Here is a 19,018-nt window from a genome sequence, read left to right as displayed (position 1 = left end):
CGCGAACAACCCTGCCAAGACAGTGAAGCTGACACCTACATCATCGGTCGGTTACCTCGCGGTAACTCCCCTAGTAGGCCGATATGCTGCGATCTGACGCCGATGCGCCCAAACCGCCCGCATATCCCTTCATTTTCCAATCAGGTTCAAAGAGCCATCGTCAGACAAAAAACGTGCGATCCGCCAATTCCTTGGCGTATCCCTTCGCGCCGTGCCTTCAGATTTTCCAGTCTTCCGCGTCGTCTTGCCGTCGCTTCCGTCCGTCACCGTCACGTTTCCGCTTCGGTGAGGCGGTATTTACGGAGAGCGCCCGGAACCCGCAAGAGCAAAAAACATCTTTGTCGCAAAAAATTTGCAGAAGCAGGAAACACTCGCAAAATCTGGTGGTTGGCGCAAGAAAGCCCACTACTGGCGCGGCATTGCGGCAATTTTCTTGCGGGCGCAGCATCGCCCAGGACCTCTCAGGCTTGGGCACGCTGCCTTATCCCACCCCGGGGAAGCAGCCGAAGGGCCAGAAGGCCAAGGGTGAGGACCAGATAGACCAGCACTTCGGTGGTCCAGACCTTGGACAGCAGCGCCAGATGCGCCGCTCCGGCCAGAATCGCCACGTAGGCGAGCCTGTGCAGCCGCCCCCAGGCCAAAGCGCCCATCCGCCGGATCGCCCCGTTCCACGAGGTCAGCGCCAGGGGAATCATCACCAGAAACCCGATCATCCCCAGAATCACGAAGGGCCGCTTGGTCAGGTCTGCCAGCATCTCGCTCCAGCGCAGGCCCATATCCAGCCAGACCCAGGCCACCAGGTGCAGACTTGCATAGAGAAAGGCGAGCAATCCCAGCGCCCGGCGAAAGCGCAGCAGGTTCAAGCCAAACCGACGCAGGGGCGTGATTGCCAGAGAGGCCAGCAGGAACTGCAACCCGCGTTCCCCCAAGCTGCGCTCGATGGCTTTCACCGGGTCGGGGCCAAGCCCGCCGAACAGCGCGCCCCAGATCAGGAAGCCTAGTGGCACCAGCCCCAGCCCGTAGACCACCCAGGTCGGAACCCGGCGTGCCTGGGTGTTCAGCCAATCCATCAGAAGTCGACCGACAGATCCTGACCGGCATAAAGCGAGGCCACCTCGGCCTCATAGCCGTTGAACATCAGCGTGTCCTGCCGCCCCCCGAAAAGCCCCGAGCCGATGCGGCGTTCCGAGGCCTGGCTCCACCGTGGATGGTCCACCTTGGGGTTCACGTTGGAATAGAAGCCGTATTCGGACGGCTGCAGCATGTTCCAGGTGGTCGGCGGCATGGTGTCGACCAGACTGATCCGCACGATCGACTTGATCGACTTGAAGCCATATTTCCACGGCACCACCAGCCGGATCGGGGCGCCGTTCTGCTTGGGCATCGCTTCGCCATAAAGTCCGGTCGCCATGATGGTCAGCGGATGCATCGCCTCGTCCAGTCGCAGACCCTCACGATAGGGCCAGTCGATGAACGGAGACGCGACACCCGGCATCTCTTCCGGCCGCACCAGCGTTTCGAAGGCGACGAACTTCGCGCCGGGCTGCACGCCCACCCGGTCCAGCAGGCCCGAGAGCTGGAACCCGATCCAGGGCACGACCATCGACCAGGCCTCGACGCAGCGGAAGCGGTAGATGCGCTCCTCCATCGGCTGACCCTTGACGACGTCCGCAAGGTCATAGGTGCCGGGCTTGTCGACCAGCCCGTCGATCACGACCGACCAGGGGTCAACAGTCAACGCGCCAGCATATTCCGCCGGGTCGCCCTTGCCGGTCCCGAACTCGTAGAAGTTGTTGTAGGTCGTGATGTCCTCGAAGCTGTTGGGCGCCTCGTCGGTCGAAAAGGCGCTTTTCGTGGCCTCGATCTTCGCCACGGCGGGAGTCGCCAGCAAGGCGGCGGCCCCGGCCATCAGCTGGCGGCGGTTCAGCCACAGGGGCTTTGGTGTGACGTCGGACCAGTTCAGGCGCATGGAAAGCTCCGGGTTGGGTTCGCTCAAACATGCGTCAATCAAGATGAAAGGCAAAACAATCCGCGTCACGTGTCCGCCAGAGGCATGAAACATTGCCCGGATGGGTCACGTGATCTGAACTTTGATCACGGTCGTTTGATTGGAATTCGGAAACAGCGGCGGCTTAGCGCGCCGACACGGCCCGTCAAGGAGCTGTCACGCGAAAGTCGGCATGATCCAATGTCGCATCCCATCCCTATCACCCTCGCCAATGACGGCATGACCGATCACGATCAAACGGAGTGACCCTATGATCCGCAGAACTTTCCTGGCCCTGACCGCCGCCACCGCCTTTGCGATGCCCGCCTTCGCGCAGGACATGGACATCGTTGACACCGCCGTCGCAAACGGTTCGTTCAACACCCTCGCCGCCGCGCTGACCGCTGCCGGCCTGGTCGAGACGCTGAAGGGCGAAGGCCCGTTCACCGTCTTCGCACCGACCGACGCTGCCTTCGCCGCTCTGCCGGCCGGCACCGTCGAGGACCTGCTGAAGCCCGAGAACAAGGACAAGCTGGTTTCGATCCTGACCTACCACGTTGTCGCCGGCAAGGTGATGTCCACCGACCTGACCGAAGGCATGAAGGCCGCCACCGTGAACGGCGCCGAAGTGACCATCACCCTGGACGGCGGACCGAAGGTCAACGGCGCCGTCATCTCGGCCCCGGACGTCGCAGCGTCGAACGGCGTGATCCACGTGATCGACTCCGTCATCCTGCCGCCGGAAGGCTGATCGACCAAGGGGGGGCGCTTCGGCGCCCCTTTCCTTTTCAACCAACAGGGGACACCAGAATGAACCGCCGCACTCTTTTCCGCCTGGCCGCAGCTGTCTCGGCCACCGCTCTGATCGCTGCCTGCGTGCCTGCCGCGACCGAGCCCGATATCGTCGACATCGCCTCGTCCAATGAAGATTTCTCTACCCTCGTCGCCGCAGTCAGCGCTGCTGGCCTGGTCGACACGCTGAAGGGCGATGGCCCCTTCACCGTCTTCGCACCGACCAACGCCGCCTTTGCGGCGCTGCCCGCCGGGACCGTCGAGAACCTGCTGAAGCCCGAGAACAAGGACCAGCTTATCAAGATCCTGACCTACCACGTCGTGCCGGGTGCGGTGACTTCGGACCAGCTGGCCGGAAAGCGGATGGATGTTGCCACCGTGCAGGGCCAGACCGTCCACATCGACGGGCGCAACGGCGTCAAGGTGAACAAGTCGCGGGTGACCACGGCTGACATCATCGCCTCGAACGGGGTGATCCATGTGATCGACCAGGTCCTTTTGCCGAAGTGACCCGTCCGCTAAGGACAGCGGGCAACGGTCCAGGGGAATCATCCACCTGACTGCCAACGCTACCGACCGTAAACAGGCTTGGCCTTGCGGCTGACAGAAAGGGGCTCTCCACGAGGGGGCCCCTTTTCGCGTCAAGTCCTTCTTCCTGACCCACTCCGCGCCGGTTTCGGCGGTGCGGCCGATGCTTTGCGCTTTGCCCAGCGCCCCAATCGGCATAGCCTTTTCCCAGATCAATTTCTCATACCTGCCGATTCCCGCCATGATCCGCCACCTTCTGGCCCTTGCCCTTGGTATTGCAGCCCTTGCTGGCCCCGCAGGCGCGGAAACCCGCGCCGAGGATCGTGTCGCCTTGGTTCTGGGGATGGCCAGCTACACCTCGGTCACGCCCCTGAAGAACACGATCAATGACGCCAGCGCATTGGCGGCCACGCTGGAAGATATCGGCTTTGCGGTCGAAGTCCGGATGGATGCCACGCGCGACGAAACTCTGGCCGCACTGGAAGACTTCGCCTTCCGGGCCGAGACTGCCGACATCGCGCTGATCTACTATGCCGGGCATGGCGTCTCGGTGCAGGGGACGACCTTCCTGATCCCGGTCGATGCCCAGGTGCGGCAGGCCAAGGATATCGTCGCGGCGTCGGTCACGATGGACCAGATGCTGGCCGCCGTGGACAGGGCGCGACGGATGTCGATCCTGATCCTGGACAGCTGCCGCGACAATCCCTTTCCCGACGTGATCGACCTTCGCGACCCCGAGGTGGCCAAGGGCCTGACCACCGGCAAGGGCGGCCTTGCCGCGCCCTCGCCGGACCGGGGAACCTTGGTCGCCTTCGCCGCCCGCGACGGGGCGGTGGCTCTGGACGGCGAAGGCCGGAACAGCCCGTTCAACATCGCGCTGCGCGACAACATCGTGAAACCCGAGCTTGAGATCAGCCTTCTCTTCCGCCAGGTCCGCGACGATGTGCTGGCCGCCACGGCAAACCAGCAGGAACCCACGACCTACGGTGCCCTGCCGGGCGAGCCGTTCTACCTGACCGGCGGCACCACGACCACGGCCGAGGCAGGCGTCCAGGAGCTGGCCGTAGCCTGGCAGCGCGTCGTGGCTGCCGACCGCGAGACGCTGGAGAAATCAGCCGCCGCCGGGGATTCGCGGTCGATCGTCGGGCTGGCGCTGGCCAAGCTGGATCGGCAAAGCACCGACTACGCCCCGCAAGAGGCCTTGATGCTGCTGGAACAGGCGGTGGCCGCCGGGGACCCGGATGCCAAGTACCGGTTGGCGAAGGTGCTGGAGGGTGGCCTTGGCGTCGATCCCGACCCGGTTCGCGCCCGCACTTTGTATGAAGAGGCCGCCGCAGCGAAGATCCCCGCCGCGTTGAACGACATGGGCTATTTCCATTTCACCGGCGAACTTGGGCTGGACAAGGACCGCGACAAGGCCCTGTCGCTGTTTCAGGAAGCCGCGACGCAGGGCCATACCGAGGCGATGTTCAATGTGGCGTCATTCGCAGCCAATGGCCTGGTGCCCGATCTTGGCCCCCGGGATGCCGCCGATCTGCTGTATCGCGCCCTGCGCGGCGGCAGCGAGCTTGCCCTGGACGGACTGCTGAACAACGCCGACAAGTTCCCGGACGACACCTGGGCCGAGCTGCAGCAGATCCTGGCCGACAAGGGACTTTATGACGGAACGGTCGACGGTTCGTTCGGCCCGGGTACGCGGCGGGCGGTCCTCGCCGCCTACGGTATTTTTGAAACGGAGAATTGAGATGACGAAGTCAATCCTGCGCATCATCCTGCTTGCCGTCGGCCTTCTGTGGATGCTTCCGGTCAGCTCTGCACTGGCGGACTGCCACGTGTCGGAACCGGAACCGGAAGAGCCACCTGACCCGTCGACCTTCAGTGTTTTCTCCATTTCCTGCCACGATGATCCCGACCCCTTGCCGGGAAGCAGCATCAACTCCGGCGTCACGAAAGCCATCGTCAAGATCCTCCAGGGCGCGAACAGCACCTGCGACAGACGCATCGAGCTGCGCTACCGGATCGATTGCCTTCGGATCTACTACCTGAAAGTCGCGGCGAACCTGCCCAACTCTGGGGACTATCTCCCGATCAAGCAGGCCATGCTGGATGCGGCGGAAAAACTTGATGCCATCGTGACCAAGTACGAGGACCAAAGCGCCCCGGTCCTGCGTCCGCGCGAAGGTCACAAGTCCGGGGCCAAGCGCCTGCCGAAAGTGCGCCCGGTGAAAGAGGCCTTCGCCGAAGCCGCCGCGGTCGAGGCCGCGATGATCGTCGAAGAGACCGAGTTGATCATCATCCGCTCAGGCGGCGATCCGGCGCGGCGGACCCAAGCCTACACGGATGTCGCCGCTGCGGTCGAAGAGAACCTGGTGATCCTGCGCTCGGCCTGACGACCCCCGGTGGCGCAGTTTTCGCTGCAAAGCCGGGGAACGAAACCCCGCGACCCGTGTTTCCCTGATGCAAACACAATCGGAGTGCACGTCTCATGGGGATCATCTGGACCATCGTCATCGGCTTTCTGGCCGGGGTCATCGCAAAGTTCATCATGCCGGGTGACCGGAACGAGCCTGGAGGCTTTGTGATGACAACGATCCTCGGCATCGTCGGTGCCTTCGTGGCCAACTTCCTTGGCCAGTCGCTTGGCTGGTACGGACCCCAGGATGGCGCGGGCCTTATCGGGGCGGTGATCGGCGCGATCATCGTGCTGGCGCTGTACGGCTACATGCGTCGCCGCGCCTGATCCCCCCAGACCTGTCCAACACAAGGATTTCATCATGGCCAAAGGCAGCCCTTCCCTTATCGCCCTTCTCGGTCTTCTGGCCGTGGCGGGCTACCAGAACCGCGACAAGCTTTCCGAATTAATGAACGCGCGCGCCACCGACCCGACCCGTCCGGGCGGGCCGGACGGCCAGGCCGGCCCCCTCGATGGTCCGCTGGACGGCCTGCGCCAGATGCTGGGCGGCAGCGCGGGTGGCGGCGGGGTCCTGAGCGGCCTGTCCGAGCTTTTCGAGCGGTTCTCGAACTCGGTGCAGAAGGCCAAGGTCGACACCTGGGTCCATCGCGGACCGAACGCCCCCCTGGCCCCGGACGAGCTGGCCGAGGCTCTGGACGAAGAGACGCTTGCGGAACTGGGCGCGAAGACCGGACTTAGCCGGGAAGAGCTGTTGTCGCGGCTCAGCACCGCGCTTCCCGAGGCGGTGGACCAGGTGACGCCGGACGGGCAGTTCCCGCCGATCAGCATGCGCGAACCACGGTCCATCTGACATGCAAACGGGGACCCCGAGAGCCCCCGTTCCCCTGCCTGGCACAAGCGTAGGGTGGGCGATATCGCCCACCCTACGTTTCGTCAGTGCACCACGGCCGACTGCGGACGCTCGCGACGGCTTTGCACCACGCGGTCGCCGATGATCAGTCCTTCCGGCCCTGCCGTCACGCGGATCGTCGTGCCATCCAGCACATCCCCAGCCAAAAGCATCTCGGACAGGGGGTCCTGCAACTGCCGCTGGATCACCCGCTTCAGCGGCCGCGCGCCAAAGACCGGATCATAGCCTTCGTCTGCAAGCCAGGCCTTCGCCGTGTCATCCAGGTCCAGCACGATCTTCCGCGCCGCCAGCCGAGCCTCCAGCCGGTGCAGCTGGATTTCCACGATGCCCGACATGTCGCCCCGGTTCAGCCGGTCGAAGATGATCTGCTCGTCCAGCCGGTTCAGGAACTCGGGCCGGAAGTGCTGCCGGACCGCCTCCATCACCTCGGCCTTCGCCCCGCTTGCATCCACCCCCTCGGGCAGTTCCGACAAGGCCCGCGCCCCAAGGTTCGAGGTCAGAATGATCAGCGTCTGCTTGAAGTCCACCGTCCGGCCCTGGCCATCGGTCAGGCGGCCATCGTCCAGCACCTGCAGAAGGACGTTGAACACATCCGGATGCGCCTTTTCGACCTCGTCGAACAGCACGACCTGATACGGACGACGGCGGACAGCCTCGGTCAGCACCCCGCCCTCGTCATAGCCGACATAGCCCGGAGGCGCGCCGATCAACCGGCTGACCGAATGTTTCTCCATGAACTCGGACATGTCGATGCGGACCATCGCGCTGTCATCGTCAAAGAGATACTCGGCCAGCGCCTTGGTCAGCTCGGTCTTGCCGACGCCGGTCGGACCCAAAAACAGGAACGACCCCAGCGGCCGGTTCTCGTCCGACAACCCGGCACGCGACCGGCGCACGGCGCGGGACACGGCCCCAACGGCTGCCGCCTGACCCACGACCCGCTTGCCCAGCTCCTCTTCCATCTTGAGCAGCTTTTCCTTCTCACCTTCCAGCATCTTCGTGGTCGGAATACCGGTCCAGCGTTCCACGACCTCGGCGATCTGTTCGGGGCGGACCGCTTCGGCGACCAGGGCCTGTCCCTCGCGGGCTTCGGCTTCGGCCAGGTCTTTCTCCAGCTGCGGGATGCGGCCGTACTGAAGTTCACCTGCCTTGGCGAAGTTGCCCTCGCGCTTGGCGCTTTCCAGTTCGGCCCGGGCCGCATCCAGCTGTTCTTTCAGCGTTCGGGCCGCTTCCAGGCTGTCGCGCTCGGCCTGCCACTTCGCTGTCATCTCGGACGAACGGTCCTGCAGGTCGGCAAGCTCTTTCTCCAGCTTTTCCAGCCGGTCCTTCGAGGCCGCATCGTCTTCCTTCTTCAGCGCCTCCGCCTCGATCTGGAACTGCAGGATCTGGCGGTCCAGCGCATCCAGCTCTTCGGGCTTCGAATCCACCTCCATCCGCAGACGGCTGGCGGCTTCGTCCATCAAGTCGATGGCCTTGTCGGGCAGGAAGCGGTCGGTGATATAGCGGTGCGACAGGGTCGCCGCCGCGACCAGAGCAGCGTCGGTGATCCGCACCCCGTGGTGAAGCTCGTACTTCTCCTTGATCCCGCGCAGGATGCTGATCGTGTCCTCCACCGTCGGCTCGCTGACAAAAACCGGCTGGAAGCGACGAGCCAGGGCCGCGTCCTTTTCCACATGCTTGCGGTATTCTTCCAGCGTGGTGGCACCCACGCAGTGCAGTTCACCCCGCGCAAGGGCCGGCTTGATCAGGTTCGCCGCATCCATCGCGCCTTCGGATTTCCCCGCGCCGACCAGCGTGTGCATCTCGTCGATGAACAGGATGATCTCGCCCGATGCCGCCTCGATCTCTTTCAGGATCGCCTTCAGCCGCTCTTCGAACTCGCCGCGGTACTTCGCCCCCGCGATGAGCGAGCCCATGTCCAGCGCCATCAGCTTCTTGTTGCGCAAGGACTCCGGCACGTCACCATTGACGATGCGCAGGGCAAGGCCCTCGGCGATGGCCGTCTTGCCGACGCCCGGTTCCCCGATCAGCACCGGGTTGTTCTTCGTGCGCCGCGACAAGACCTGCATCGCGCGACGGATTTCCTCGTCCCGGCCGATGATCGGGTCGATCTTGCCGTCTCGCGCCGCCTGCGTCAGGTCGCGCGCATATTTGTTCAGGGCCTCCATCGTGTCTTCGCTGGAAGCACTGTCCGCCGTCCGCCCCTTGCGGACCTCGTTGATCGCCGTGTTCAGCCCTTGGGCCGTCACCGCCCCCGCCGTCAGCGCATCCTTCGCCCGGGTGTTCACCAGCGCCAAAGCCGTCAGCAGCCGCTCCACTGGCACGAACGAGTCCCCGGCCTTCTTCGCCACGGTCTCCGCCTCGTCCAGCACCCGCACCAGCTGCGGATCGACATAGGTCTGCGCATCGCCGCCCGTGACCTTGGGCAGCTTGGCGATGGCGGCGTTGACTGCCGCGTTGACCTGCTCGGGCGAGCCGCCCGCCTTGCGGATCAGGTTCGCCGCCAGCCCCTGGTCGTCATCCATCAAAGCCTTCAGCAAATGGTCGGGCAGCACGCGCTGGTGGCTTTCCCGCATCGCGATGGTCTGGGCGGCCTGAAGGAAACCGCGCGACCGTTCCGTGAATTTCTCCAAATTCATCGGCATTCTCCTTATGTGAAGCGCCCCGCTTGTGGTGCCCGGTCATCCAGCACACCCCGTGAAGGCCTTGTCCTTGATCTGGGCGCGGGTCGAAAACTTTGCAATCCCCGCCTGCACAAAATCCACAGCTTCAGGATTTCGCGAGTTTCGGCCTTTCCTTGCCGATCCGCGCTTACCGCATCGGCGGGTTCAGGCAGCTGGCCGGGCCCTGCCGCAACCGTGCCTTGCAATACCCGTCCCCACACCCATCCTTGGCCTTCGACTTTGGAAAGGCCCAAGCCCATGAGCGATGCGAAACTTCCCCTGATTCACAAGGCCCCGGTCGAGGACCTGGTGATCCACGTCGCGCGCACCGGCCTGTCCATCGGCGACAGCGCGCGGCTGGAGCGGCTCTCCGATGGCCGTATCGGCGTCTTTGCCCGCCTGAAGCGCCCTATCCTGGGTTTGATACCCCACCACCGCGAGGGGCTGATGGGCCATCTCGGCCCGATGGCCGAAGAGATCGTTGCCCCGTCGCTGGCCCACGGAGACGACCTGCGGGTCCGCATCATCGACCTGACGCCCGAGCATCTGGCCAACGGCTACCCGCCCGAGGTCTACATCTCGGTCTGGGGCGACCCGCGCCACTTGCAGCCGCTGCTTGCGACGGTGGACCTGCCGCCGCCAGAGCCGAAGCCGAAAGCGCCAAAAGGTCTCAGCGGCCTGCGCCCTGCCTAGGGTTCGTAGCGGCAATAGGCGAAGGCGCTGCTGTCGGGGGCCCAGCATGGCACATTGATCGACCCCTGCCCGCCGATGAACTCTCGCACCCGCCGGCGGGTGCCTCCCTCGGGGTCGCACAGGACCAGCGCCACGGGCAAATCCGCCGGATGGCCGGTCGTGCCCGCGGGATAGGCCAGATACAGCAGTTGCCGCCCGTCAGGCGAGGGATGCGGGAACCAGTTGACGAAGCCGTCCTTGAACAGCTGCCGCTGTCCTGACCCGTCCGATGCCATAATCCAGATCTGCGCATGGTCGGTGCGGTCACAATTGTAATAGATGCGGCTGCCATCCGGGCTGAAATCCGGCCCGTCGCAATGCCCCTCGCCATTGGTCAACCGCGTCTCCGTCTGCCCCGGCACCAATGTATAGACGTCGATCACCCGGCTTCCGCCCCGTGCGGCCACATAGGCCAGCGTGCGCCCGTCGGGCGAAATCCCATGCCACCAGCTGGGGCTGTCGGGCGAGACCTTGACCGGCTCGCCCCCTTCAACCGGCATCACATAGACCTGCGACCCGGCCCCTTCATGATGCGACGACAGGATGATCGTCTTCCCGTCCGGGCTGATCCCGTGGTCGTTGTTGCACTTCACCGCCGCGCCCGATGGGATTTCCAGCAAGGCGGGCTGCCCCAGAGGCACCCGGAACAATCGCCCATCCCCGTTGACGAGAAGCCAATCACCGGACGGCGCCCAGTTCGGCGCTTCGATCCGCCCGTCCACCGCAAGCAGCTCGGTCACGCGCCCCGATGCCACCTCATAGGTCTCGATGATGCTGCGCACAGGTTCTCCCTAATTCGACTAAAATTGCGCTTTCATACTGGCACAAATATCCCGCGGGAGGTCCGGAGGGCGCGAAGCCCTCCGGGGCCAGCAAAGGCACCTACTCCCGGGCCTTGGCGACCAAAAGCTTCTTCGGTCGCAGGGCCTCGGCTGCCTTGAACAGGGAAAACGTCTGGTTGACGTAGTTCACGACGCCCGAGACCTTCTCCAGATAGGCCTGCAGTTCCGCCGTCCGCTCGGCCTCCACCACCTGCACGGCGCGGCTGGGGTCCATGCCTTCGAACTGGACGTAGAACAAGGGCTCGCCCCGCCGCAGGATCAGGTCCTTTTGCGGCTCATGCCATTCGAAGGCCCACATCAAGGGCCTGGGCCAGATCGAGATCGGGAACCGCCCGCCGAAGATCGTGCCCGGAAGGGGGTCAGGCCGGTAATGCGCGAAGGCGGCAAGCTGGGTCAGGTAGACCATCTCGTCGGCGATGAAATAGTAGGGCAGGTGCAGCTGCACTGTCGGACGGTCGGGAAAGCGCCACTCGGCCTCGCTGACCAGCGTCAGCACTTCGTTCAGCTTCGACGACCGGATCGGACTGTTGGCCCCGGCCCGGTTCACCAAAACGGCCTTTCCCTTGTCGTCACGCTGAAACCCGATCTGCAGGTCGAACGGGCATTTCACCATGAAATACCGGCTTTCCAGCTGGATCACTGCCGGGCAGCGGCTGGCGGACTTGGCATGCGCCTTGTTCGGCGGCCTGATCTGCACCCGTTCGGGCGGATCGTACAGCACCGCGCCCTTGTCGGATGCGAGGAACCAGCCCACTGTCAGCGGCCCCGATCCGGGTCCCTCCTCCGGGCGGTCGTAGTCCAGCCTGAGTTCCATCGCACACTCCTACTTCAAGGCCGCCCGCAGCGCGCGGACCAGATCCGCATGGGTCTGCCGCTGCACGGGAGGCGCAAAACCCATCTCGACCACCAGTCCAGACGCCGGGGTAGATGTCGAGCATGACGCGTGAATGTCGCTGATGCCAAGCCCCTTCAGCAGCGCCGCGTTCCCCGGGTTCACCCCGGACCCCGGCATCACCGAGATCCGCCCCGCCGCCTGCGCCAGCAGCGCGCCGATCCGCGCCGCGCCAGCCTCGGCACGCGTCTCGCCACCCGAGGTCAGGATGCGGTGAAAGCCCAGCGCCACCACCTCTTCCAGCGCCGCGCCCATGTCCGGCACCAGGTCGATGCAGCGGTGCAGCACCAGTTCAATGTCCCCCGGAGTTTTCGAAAACTCCGGACCGGAGCCTTCGAAGGCTCCGACCCGATTTCTTTGAAGAAATCGGCCCCCCTCTGCCCCGCGCGCCGCCGCCACCAGCCGCCGCAGCACGGGCAGATCCAGCCGTCCGTCCGGCAGCGAGGCCCCCAGCACCACGCCCGCCAGCCCGGCTGCCCGGACGCTCGCGATCTCGGCCTCCATCATCCCGACCTCGGCCTCGGACCAGACGAAGTCCCCCGCGCGCGGCCGGATCATCGCCACCACCGGCACGCCACACCCCGCCGCAAGGGCCATCAACCCGGCCGAGGGCGTCAGCCCCCCGAGCGCCAGCGCCGCGCAAAGCTCGATCCGGTCCGCGCCCCCCGCAACGGCCTGAGCCAGCCCCTCTGCCGTGTCGACGCAGACCTCCAGCGTCACGCCCATGCCGCGACCCCCGCCATCGCCGCGCCCAAGAGGCCCGCATCCGCGCCGCATTCGGCCGGCACCAGCAACGGCCCCTTCGTCCGCCGCAGCATGCGCACCCGCACGGCTTCGTCCAGATAGCGCACCAGTCCCGGCGCCCGCGACAACCCGCCGCCGACCGGCACCACATCCGCGCCGACGACGTTCAGCACCATCGCCAGCGGCCCCGCCACCAACTCGCGCCACAGCGCCATCGTCTCGCCCGGTTCGGCCTCACCTGCCATCCAGCCCGCAATGATCGCCTCGGCCCGCAGAAGCTCGGCCGTCCGCTTGCGGTGCAGCCGCTCCAGCCCGCGCGCGCCGCCGATGGTATCCACGCAGCCGACCTGACCGCAACCGCACTGGAACGCATACTCGCCCCGGATTACCGGGCCATGCCCCCATTCCCCGGCATAGCCGCCCGCGCCCGTCACCAGGCGCCCGTCGATCACCACCCCCCCACCGACGCCCGAGCCCAGGATCACCCCGAACACCGAGCCATGCCCGCGGCCAGCACCGTGAAAGGCCTCGGCCAGAGTAAAGCAGTCGGCATCGTTCAGCACCCGAACCGGCAGGCCCGTCGCCGCCTGGACCTCGGGCCCCAGCCTCAGCCCATCGATGGCCGGGATGTTCGCCACTTTCCCCACGCCACTGGCCGGATCGACCACTCCGGCGATGGAGATCGCGATCCCCGTCTCTTGCCCGGTCACAAACCCGGCCACTGCCGCGTTGAACGCCGCTTTGTCGGCCAGTGGCGTCACCACCTCGCCCAGGGGCTGCAGCGCCCCGTCCCAGACCGCCGCCTTGATCCGGCTGCCGCCGATGTCGAATGCCAGGATCATCCCGTCCCCGTTCCGGTCCCCGTTTTGGCGCCAGTCTTGACAGCCCTGCCCCGCCCCGTCAAACCGCCGCGAACCCCGGAGGCCGCCATGACCGCAGATGACCGACTGATCGTCGCCCTTGACGTGCCGAACGTGGTGCAAGGCCTGGACCTTGTCGCCCGCATCGGCGACGCCGCCAGCTTCTACAAGATCGGTCTTGGCATGCTGACGGGCGGAGGCCTGGCGCTGGCGAACGAGCTGAAGCACGAACAGGGCAAGCGCATCTTCCTGGACATGAAGCTCTTTGACATCGGCGCGACGATCGAGGCCGCCGTCCGGGGCCTGGCGCAATACGACCTTGATTTCCTGACCGTGCATGGCGACCCGCAGGTGGTCAGCGCGGCGGCGACGGGCAAGGGCGGCACCGGACTGAAGATCCTGGCCGTCACCATCCTGACCTCGCTGGACCGCGCCGATCTGGACGCGAACCTGATCAAGCCCGGCGATATCCACCAGATCACCCTGGAACGCGCCGCCCGCGCCTTGCAGGCCGGGGCCGACGGCGTCATCGCCAGCCCGCAAGAGGCCGCCATGATCCGCGCCCTTCCCGAGGCCCGCGGCAAGCTGATCGTCACACCCGGTGTCCGCCCCTCGGGCGCGGCGCTTGGCGACCAGAAGCGCATCGCGACTCCGCATCAGGCCATCAGTGATGGTGCCGACCACATCGTGGTGGGCCGCCCGATCTGGCAGGCAAAGGACCCCGCCCACGCCGCGCGGGCGGTGGTTGCCGAACTTCCCTGACCTCTCGCTTTCGGGCGCAAGATCGGAGCTTGGGAGACCGGTATCGCGACGGGACTGTCGCCCTGCCCCGGACCCTGCCGCGGACCCTGCCCCGGCCCCGGACCCAGTCCGAAACCGCCGATCCCCGTCCTGGACACGTCAGGCCAGCAGCCGCGCCCCGTCCTGGCCCGTCACCCTGACCTCCAGGATCGTCCCCTCCGGCTGGTCAGCGGCAAAGGCCACCTCTGCGAATCCCTCGGTCCGTCCCAGCCGGGGGCCTTCGGTCAGCACCCGGTGGACCCGGCCCACCTGCCCCGCCAGATGCTCCCCCAGAACCCGGTCGCCCAAGGCCCGCAACCGCGCCGCCCGCTCTTTGATCTCCGGCCCCCGGACCTGCGGCATCCGCGCCGCCGGAGTCCCCTTGCGGGGCGAGAAGGGGAAGACATGCAGGAAGGTCAGGCCACACTTGGCCACCAGGTCCAGGCTTTGCTGGAACATTGCCTCCGTCTCGGTGGGGAAGCCCGCGATGATGTCGGCACCGAAGACCATCTCGGGGCGCAGGGCTTTCACCTCGGCGCAGAACCGGATGGCATCGTCCCGCAGATGCCGCCGCTTCATCCGCTTCAGGATCAGATCATCGCCCGCCTGCAACGACAGGTGCAGGTGCGGCATCAGCCGGGGTTCGGTCGCAATCGCCTCGATCAGTGCAGGGTCGGCCTCGATGCTGTCGATGGAACTGATCCGCAGGCGCGGCACAGAGGTCAGCTTCAAGATCCGCCGCACCAGATCGCCCAGGCGCGGCTCCCCGGGCAGATCGGCCCCCCAGCTGGTCAGGTCCACCCCGGTCAGCACAACCTCGTTGAAACCACGGTCCACAAGGCGGTTGATCTGCTCGACCACCACCCCCGCAGGGACCGACCGCGAGTTGCCCCGGCCATAAGGAATGATGCAGAAGGTGCAGCGATGGTCGCAGCCGTTCTGGACCTGCACGTAAGCCCGGTGCCGCCCGAATCCGTCGATCAGATGCCCTGCCGTCTCGCGCACCGACATGATGTCATCGACCTGCACCCGCTCGGTCGCGCCGATGAGGTCGGGTGCTGCGATACCCTTCCAGGTCTCGGCCTGCATCTTCTCGTGGTTCCCGACGACCCTGGTCACCTCGGGCATGGCCGCAAAGGTCTCGGGCTCGGTCTGCGCTGCGCAGCCGGTGACGATGATCGCCGCACCGGGGTTCTCGCGCGACAGGCGCCGGATTTCCTGCTTGGCCTTGCGCACCGCCTCGCCCGTCACGGCGCAGGTGTTGACGATGACCGCTTCGGACAGCCCCGCCGCGGCGGCAAGTTCCTTCATCGCCTCGGTCTCATAGGCGTTCAGGCGACAGCCAAGCGTCGCGAACACCGGGGGCTTCGGGGCGACGTTCATTTGTGCGCTGCGATGTATTCGGGGGTCAGCACCCCATCGAAAACCCGCGCCACCGGGCCGGTCAGCCAGACGCCATCGTCGCGCCAGTCAACCTCCAGCACCCCGCCATCCACCTCAAGCGCGACCCGGGGCCCGATCATCCCCCGCAGATGCGCGGCCACCGCCGTAGCACAAGCCCCCGAGCCGCAAGCCAGAGTGATCCCGGTTCCCCGCTCCCACACCCGCATCCGCATCCGGCAGGGCGACAGAAGTTCGGCAAATTCCACGTTGGTCCTCTGCGGGAACAAAGGGTCATGTTCGATCTTCGGACCCAGGGCGGGAAGGTCGACGCTGGCCATATCCTGGACGAAATGCACGCAATGCGGGTTGCCCATGCCAACGGCCACCGGATCGCCCGGCAGCGGCAGATGCAGGTGATCGACCGCATGCGCCAAGGGGATCGAGGCCCAATCCAGCTGCGGCTGGCCCATGTTGACCCAGACCCGGCCATCCGCCGCACGCTCGGCCCGCAGCGCGCCCCGTGCCGTCACCAGCGAGACGCCATCGACCCCAAGGTCCCGCATCACATAGTCCGAGACGCAGCGCGTGGCGTTGCCGCAGGCACCTGCCTGGGACCCATCGCTGTTCCAGAACACCAGACCGAAATCGGCGTCGCTGGTCGAGGTGATCTCGGCCAGCTGATCGAACCCCACGCCGCGATTCCGGTCGCCCAGCGCGCGCGCAAGGCCAGCCGTCATCACCGCCCCGCGCTGCCGCGAGTCGATCACCACGAAGTCATTGCCCGCACCATGCATTTTCATGAACGGCAGGCCGGTTTGCGCAAGGCTGTCCATCATCCGACGGCATATACGACGACGGCCCAAGATTTGCCAGTGCCGCACGTTTTCGCCCTTGACCCCCGGCAACGCCGCGACTAATCAGCCGCCTCGTGGGGCCGGTAGCTCAGTTGGTAGAGCAGCTGACTTTTAATCAGCGGGTCACAGGTTCGAATCCTGTCCGGCTCACCACCACACAGAAGGCCCGTGTCGCCAGACGCGGGCCTTTTGCGTTTCAGATCATCTTGATGGTGTCCTTGCCGACGGCCAGCATGTAGCCACGCCGCGCGATGGTCTTGACCAGAAGCTCGGACACAAGCTGGTTGCCCAGGGTATCGCGCAACCGCTTGACGCGGGTCGCCCCGGCGGCCTCGTCGCAGTCGGCCTCGTTGCGACCGGAAATCACCGCCTCGATCTGCGCGCCGGTCAGAACCTCGTCGTCCATCCGCGCTTCGGCCAGGACCGACAACGTTTCAAGCGCGGCCTCGGTCAGGGCGAACTCCAGGTCGTTGATGTAGACCGCCCGGGATTCGCGGCTGATCATCAGGCTGGCGACCTGGATGCCCGACCGCTGGATCGCCGAGATTCGGCGGTTCAGCGCGATGATCATCACCAGGAAGACCAGGGACGACACAAGCAGCGCGGTGGAAAACAGCAGCAGCACGAAGATCACGCTGCGATAGCTGATCAGCACTTCGGAAAACGACGTTCCCGACTGCGCCAGAATCTCCAGCAGCTTGATCTCGGCCAGAGTGTTCAGGTCGTCGTTCTCGACAAACAGCCGTTCGACGCGCGCGTTGAAGGCGTTCGCGTCGGGCAGGTTCAGGAACAGGAACAGCGCGGCGGCCAGAAGGATCAGGACGATGGCGGCAATTCCAAAGGCAACCACGCGGTTGCCGGCCTTCAGACTGTCAGTAACGGAGGAAGTGTTCTCCGGCACTCGCTTTCCTTTCCTCAAGCCCCTCGGGCCCGAATGTGGACAAAACCGTCAGAAGCGTCCAGCCATCCGCAGCCAGCCTTGGCGCCAACTCGCCTTCGGCGGCCCCGGGCGAACAGTTGCCGTCCGACACTTGCGCCACACCGTAGATCAGCTTCAACGGTTCGTCACGCTTGGCCTTGTAGTCGGCATAGCATTCCGCCGCCACCGGTCCGGCCAGGACCAGGGCAAGTGCCGCTGAGGTGAGGAAGGTCTTCATTCTTGTGGTCCCCGGAAGGAGCTGCCCGATTGCCGACGGACAATGCGCATCTGTGCGTTGATATACAATATCACGCCGGATTTTGCCGGGCTGTTATCGGATAGCAAGTCGGTTTTCCCCCACCGCTATGCCCTAGCGGCCCCGCGTTATTGCTTACCCCGCAGCCGGGGGACGAGGGTTGGTCACCGGGTCGCGCATCTGTGCCGCGACCCCTTCAAGACCAAGAAGATCGCATCAGGAGGCATCCATGTCCGTCGAGTTCAGAAGCCGTTCGCACCGCATCGCCTCGCGGGGGATCAGCGAAAGCACACTGTCCGCCCGCCGCTTCGCCGCCATGCTGACCGGAGGAGCCGCCGCCCTTGCCGTGGTCCTGGCGACGACGATCCCCGCCAAGGCCGAGAAGAACGACCTGGCCAAGGCGCTGATCGCGGCGCTGGTCGTGGGGGCCATCGCGCATGAGTTGAAGGACAACGACAAACCGGCCGCCGCACCGGTGCCGCTGCCTTTGCCGGAACCCGAGCCGGCTTCCTCCAAACGCGTCCCGTCGGTCTGCGCGATTTCCATCGACGGGGCCGAGCGGTCGGTGACGCTGTATCCCGAAAGCTGCCTGCGGGCCGAGGGCTTCAAGCCCCGCCTGCCCCGGGGCTGCGCCAATACCGCGACGATCTTTGGTCAGCGCGACCGGATCTATTCGGCGCAATGCCTGCGCGATGCGGGGTTCCGGGTTTCCGGGCGCTAAGACAAGGGGCTGCCGAGGTGGCCTGGAACGAAGCGGGGTCGCCCTAATCCCCGCTTCCGTCTGGGGGGTGGGAGGGTGAGCAGCTCCCACCCCCTTTTTCTGTGATCCGATCCGCGCTACTCCGGTCGCATGGACGCGACCCTTCCCGACTTCACGCACGAGACGCTGGCCCTTGGCAGGGGTGTGCTGCGCGTGGCCGGAGTAGACGAGGTCGGGCGCGGCCCGCTGGCCGGTCCGGTGACCGCCTGCGCCGTGCGGCTGGACCCGGACCGCATCCCTGCGGGTTTGCGCGATTCCAAGGTTCTGACCCGGGATCGGCGCGAAGCCTTGTATATCGAGATCCTTGCCGTGGCCGAGGTTTCGGTCGCCCATGCCTCTGTCGCAGAAATCGACGCGCTGAACATTCTGCGCGCCAGCCACCTCGCGATGGAACGGGCCGTGGCAGCCCTTGGCGCGGATCATGCGCTGATCGACGGCAACATGATCCCGCGCGGCCTTGGCTGCGGGGCGACGCCGATCATCCGCGGCGATGCTTTGTGTCTGTCGATTGCCGCCGCGTCGATCGTCGCCAAGGTGACGCGCGACCGGATCATGGTGGATTTGGCGCAACAGCACCCCGGCTACGGCTGGGAAGCCAACGCAGGCTACCCGACAAAGGCGCATCTGGAGGCGCTGCAAAATCTAGGCGTGACCGCTTGGCATAGACGCTCATTCAAGCCCGTCCACAACATATTGTATCAAG

The 19,018-nt window shown here is 65.6% G+C and carries 21 protein-coding genes and 1 tRNA gene; 11 read left to right on the top strand and 11 right to left on the bottom strand.

Translation table 11 applies throughout. The annotated features are described in order from the left end of the window. Nucleotides 1-461 precede the first annotated feature (461 nt). Together msrQ and msrP are read right to left on the bottom strand one after the other, a co-directional pair. Nucleotides 462-1,070, bottom strand: coding sequence for a protein-methionine-sulfoxide reductase heme-binding subunit MsrQ (msrQ, locus tag U1E69_RS14125; RefSeq protein WP_322245010.1), 609 nt, complete (start codon nt 1,068-1,070; stop codon nt 462-464). Beyond that, on the bottom strand, nt 1,070-1,969 hold the full coding sequence (msrP, locus tag U1E69_RS14120; protein ID WP_322245009.1) for a protein-methionine-sulfoxide reductase catalytic subunit MsrP: 900 nt from the start codon (nt 1,967-1,969) through the stop codon (nt 1,070-1,072). Before msrP ends, msrQ begins: the two co-directional genes overlap by 1 nt. Before the next feature lie 289 nt (nt 1,970-2,258). Here msrP and U1E69_RS14115 point away from each other — a divergent pair, with 289 nt between their 5' ends. The 6 genes from U1E69_RS14115 to U1E69_RS14090 all read left to right on the top strand — a co-directional run bounded on the left by U1E69_RS14115 (nt 2,259) and on the right by U1E69_RS14090 (nt 6,570). Then, a complete protein-coding gene (locus U1E69_RS14115; RefSeq protein WP_322245008.1) occupies nt 2,259-2,738 on the top strand; it encodes a fasciclin domain-containing protein in 480 nt (159 codons plus the stop codon). Nucleotides 2,739-2,797: 59 nt separating this feature from the next. After that, entirely contained in the window at nt 2,798-3,289 is a 492-nt protein-coding gene (locus tag U1E69_RS14110; RefSeq protein WP_322245007.1) for a fasciclin domain-containing protein, read from the top strand. Between the two features lie 259 nt (nt 3,290-3,548). Next, a complete protein-coding gene (locus U1E69_RS14105; protein ID WP_322245006.1) occupies nt 3,549-5,051 on the top strand; it encodes a caspase family protein in 1,503 nt (500 codons plus the stop codon). Nucleotide 5,052: 1 nt separating this feature from the next. Continuing rightward, nucleotides 5,053-5,697, top strand: a complete 645-nt coding sequence (locus U1E69_RS14100) for a hypothetical protein (protein ID WP_322245005.1) — start codon at nt 5,053-5,055, stop codon at nt 5,695-5,697. Nucleotides 5,698-5,792: 95 nt separating this feature from the next. Then, nucleotides 5,793-6,047 carry a GlsB/YeaQ/YmgE family stress response membrane protein gene (locus U1E69_RS14095; protein ID WP_322245004.1) on the top strand — a complete coding sequence of 85 codons (255 nt, stop codon included), beginning with the start codon at nt 5,793-5,795 and terminating at the stop codon, nt 6,045-6,047. Nucleotides 6,048-6,081: 34 nt separating this feature from the next. Then, on the top strand, nt 6,082-6,570 hold the full coding sequence (locus U1E69_RS14090) for a YidB family protein (protein WP_322245003.1): 489 nt from the start codon (nt 6,082-6,084) through the stop codon (nt 6,568-6,570). Between the two features lie 83 nt (nt 6,571-6,653). Here U1E69_RS14090 and clpB read toward each other — a convergent pair whose 3' ends face one another. Beyond that, the gene (clpB, locus tag U1E69_RS14085; RefSeq protein WP_322245002.1) at nt 6,654-9,269 is read right to left on the bottom strand and encodes an ATP-dependent chaperone ClpB; all 2,616 of its coding nucleotides are present in this window, start codon (nt 9,267-9,269) and stop codon (nt 6,654-6,656) included. Between the two features lie 282 nt (nt 9,270-9,551). Here clpB and U1E69_RS14080 point away from each other — a divergent pair, with 282 nt between their 5' ends. Next, nucleotides 9,552-9,986: a hypothetical protein gene (locus U1E69_RS14080; RefSeq protein WP_322245001.1), complete on the top strand. Its 435-nt coding sequence runs from the start codon at nt 9,552-9,554 to the stop codon at nt 9,984-9,986. Here the strand turns inward: U1E69_RS14080 and U1E69_RS14075 are convergent. From U1E69_RS14075 to U1E69_RS14060, 4 genes are all read right to left on the bottom strand, one after another. Beyond that, nucleotides 9,983-10,807: a hypothetical protein gene (locus tag U1E69_RS14075; RefSeq protein ID WP_322245000.1), complete on the bottom strand. Its 825-nt coding sequence runs from the start codon at nt 10,805-10,807 to the stop codon at nt 9,983-9,985. The two genes, U1E69_RS14080 and U1E69_RS14075, sit on opposite strands and share 4 nt — an antisense overlap. Before the next feature lie 100 nt (nt 10,808-10,907). Continuing rightward, nucleotides 10,908-11,681 carry a hypothetical protein gene (locus tag U1E69_RS14070; RefSeq protein ID WP_322244999.1) on the bottom strand — a complete coding sequence of 258 codons (774 nt, stop codon included), beginning with the start codon at nt 11,679-11,681 and terminating at the stop codon, nt 10,908-10,910. 9 nt (nt 11,682-11,690) lie between these two features. Further along, complete coding sequence (locus U1E69_RS14065; RefSeq protein ID WP_322244998.1) at nt 11,691-12,485, bottom strand: copper homeostasis protein CutC; 795 nt, start codon at nt 12,483-12,485, stop codon at nt 11,691-11,693. Beyond that, nucleotides 12,476-13,345 carry an ROK family protein gene (locus U1E69_RS14060; RefSeq protein WP_322244997.1) on the bottom strand — a complete coding sequence of 290 codons (870 nt, stop codon included), beginning with the start codon at nt 13,343-13,345 and terminating at the stop codon, nt 12,476-12,478. The genes U1E69_RS14065 and U1E69_RS14060 overlap by 10 nt, the downstream gene beginning before the upstream one ends. An 87-nt stretch (nt 13,346-13,432) precedes the next feature. Between U1E69_RS14060 and pyrF the strand changes: the two genes are divergently transcribed. Next, nucleotides 13,433-14,125 (top strand): orotidine-5'-phosphate decarboxylase, encoded by a 693-nt coding sequence (pyrF, locus tag U1E69_RS14055; protein ID WP_322244996.1) that lies wholly within the window; start codon nt 13,433-13,435, stop codon nt 14,123-14,125. A 138-nt stretch (nt 14,126-14,263) separates the two neighbouring features. Here pyrF and mtaB read toward each other — a convergent pair whose 3' ends face one another. After that, nucleotides 14,264-15,526: a tRNA (N(6)-L-threonylcarbamoyladenosine(37)-C(2))-methylthiotransferase MtaB gene (mtaB, locus tag U1E69_RS14050; RefSeq protein ID WP_322244995.1), complete on the bottom strand. Its 1,263-nt coding sequence runs from the start codon at nt 15,524-15,526 to the stop codon at nt 14,264-14,266. Beyond that, a complete protein-coding gene (dapF, locus tag U1E69_RS14045) occupies nt 15,523-16,362 on the bottom strand; it encodes a diaminopimelate epimerase (RefSeq protein ID WP_322244994.1) in 840 nt (279 codons plus the stop codon). Before dapF ends, mtaB begins: the two co-directional genes overlap by 4 nt. Before the next feature lie 95 nt (nt 16,363-16,457). On the opposite strand from dapF, the gene U1E69_RS14040 reads away from it, so the two are divergent. Continuing rightward, nucleotides 16,458-16,533, top strand: a tRNA-Lys gene (locus U1E69_RS14040). Nucleotides 16,534-16,576: 43 nt separating this feature from the next. Here the strand turns inward: U1E69_RS14040 and U1E69_RS14035 are convergent. Then, a complete protein-coding gene (locus U1E69_RS14035) occupies nt 16,577-17,281 on the bottom strand; it encodes a hypothetical protein (protein WP_322244993.1) in 705 nt (234 codons plus the stop codon). Then, nucleotides 17,253-17,537: a hypothetical protein gene (locus U1E69_RS14030; protein ID WP_322244992.1), complete on the bottom strand. Its 285-nt coding sequence runs from the start codon at nt 17,535-17,537 to the stop codon at nt 17,253-17,255. The genes U1E69_RS14035 and U1E69_RS14030 overlap by 29 nt, the downstream gene beginning before the upstream one ends. 247 nt (nt 17,538-17,784) lie before the next feature. Here U1E69_RS14030 and U1E69_RS14025 point away from each other — a divergent pair, with 247 nt between their 5' ends. Together U1E69_RS14025 and U1E69_RS14020 are read left to right on the top strand one after the other, a co-directional pair. Continuing rightward, on the top strand, nt 17,785-18,276 hold the full coding sequence (locus U1E69_RS14025) for a hypothetical protein (protein ID WP_322244991.1): 492 nt from the start codon (nt 17,785-17,787) through the stop codon (nt 18,274-18,276). A 129-nt stretch (nt 18,277-18,405) separates the two neighbouring features. Continuing rightward, the coding region (locus tag U1E69_RS14020) for a ribonuclease HII (RefSeq protein WP_322244990.1) at nt 18,406-19,018 on the top strand (613 nt) is incomplete at its 3' end.

Origin of the sequence: Tabrizicola sp. (assembly GCF_034366665.1) — a bacterium.
In the GTDB taxonomy this organism is placed as follows: domain Bacteria; phylum Pseudomonadota; class Alphaproteobacteria; order Rhodobacterales; family Rhodobacteraceae; genus Tabrizicola.
This window is presented reverse-complemented; position numbering and strand designations above follow the sequence as displayed.

Coding starts and splice junctions, on each gene's coding strand:
- U1E69_RS14090 (WP_322245003.1), top strand. CDS start 6,082: ATGGCCAAAGGCAGCCCTTCCCTTATCGCCCTTCTCGGTCTTCTGGCC.
- clpB (WP_322245002.1), bottom strand. CDS start 9,269: ATGAATTTGGAGAAATTCACGGAACGGTCGCGCGGTTTCCTTCAGGCC.
- U1E69_RS14030 (WP_322244992.1), bottom strand. CDS start 17,537: ATGAAGACCTTCCTCACCTCAGCGGCACTTGCCCTGGTCCTGGCCGGA.
- U1E69_RS14025 (WP_322244991.1), top strand. CDS start 17,785: ATGTCCGTCGAGTTCAGAAGCCGTTCGCACCGCATCGCCTCGCGGGGG.
- U1E69_RS14080 (WP_322245001.1), top strand. CDS start 9,552: ATGAGCGATGCGAAACTTCCCCTGATTCACAAGGCCCCGGTCGAGGAC.
- msrP (WP_322245009.1), bottom strand. CDS start 1,969: ATGCGCCTGAACTGGTCCGACGTCACACCAAAGCCCCTGTGGCTGAAC.
- U1E69_RS14110 (WP_322245007.1), top strand. CDS start 2,798: ATGAACCGCCGCACTCTTTTCCGCCTGGCCGCAGCTGTCTCGGCCACC.
- U1E69_RS14115 (WP_322245008.1), top strand. CDS start 2,259: ATGATCCGCAGAACTTTCCTGGCCCTGACCGCCGCCACCGCCTTTGCG.
- dapF (WP_322244994.1), bottom strand. CDS start 16,362: ATGATGGACAGCCTTGCGCAAACCGGCCTGCCGTTCATGAAAATGCAT.
- U1E69_RS14100 (WP_322245005.1), top strand. CDS start 5,053: ATGACGAAGTCAATCCTGCGCATCATCCTGCTTGCCGTCGGCCTTCTG.
- U1E69_RS14105 (WP_322245006.1), top strand. CDS start 3,549: ATGATCCGCCACCTTCTGGCCCTTGCCCTTGGTATTGCAGCCCTTGCT.
- U1E69_RS14070 (WP_322244999.1), bottom strand. CDS start 11,681: ATGGAACTCAGGCTGGACTACGACCGCCCGGAGGAGGGACCCGGATCG.
- U1E69_RS14060 (WP_322244997.1), bottom strand. CDS start 13,345: ATGATCCTGGCATTCGACATCGGCGGCAGCCGGATCAAGGCGGCGGTC.
- U1E69_RS14095 (WP_322245004.1), top strand. CDS start 5,793: ATGGGGATCATCTGGACCATCGTCATCGGCTTTCTGGCCGGGGTCATC.
- U1E69_RS14065 (WP_322244998.1), bottom strand. CDS start 12,485: ATGGGCGTGACGCTGGAGGTCTGCGTCGACACGGCAGAGGGGCTGGCT.
- msrQ (WP_322245010.1), bottom strand. CDS start 1,070: ATGGATTGGCTGAACACCCAGGCACGCCGGGTTCCGACCTGGGTGGTC.
- pyrF (WP_322244996.1), top strand. CDS start 13,433: ATGACCGCAGATGACCGACTGATCGTCGCCCTTGACGTGCCGAACGTG.
- mtaB (WP_322244995.1), bottom strand. CDS start 15,526: ATGAACGTCGCCCCGAAGCCCCCGGTGTTCGCGACGCTTGGCTGTCGC.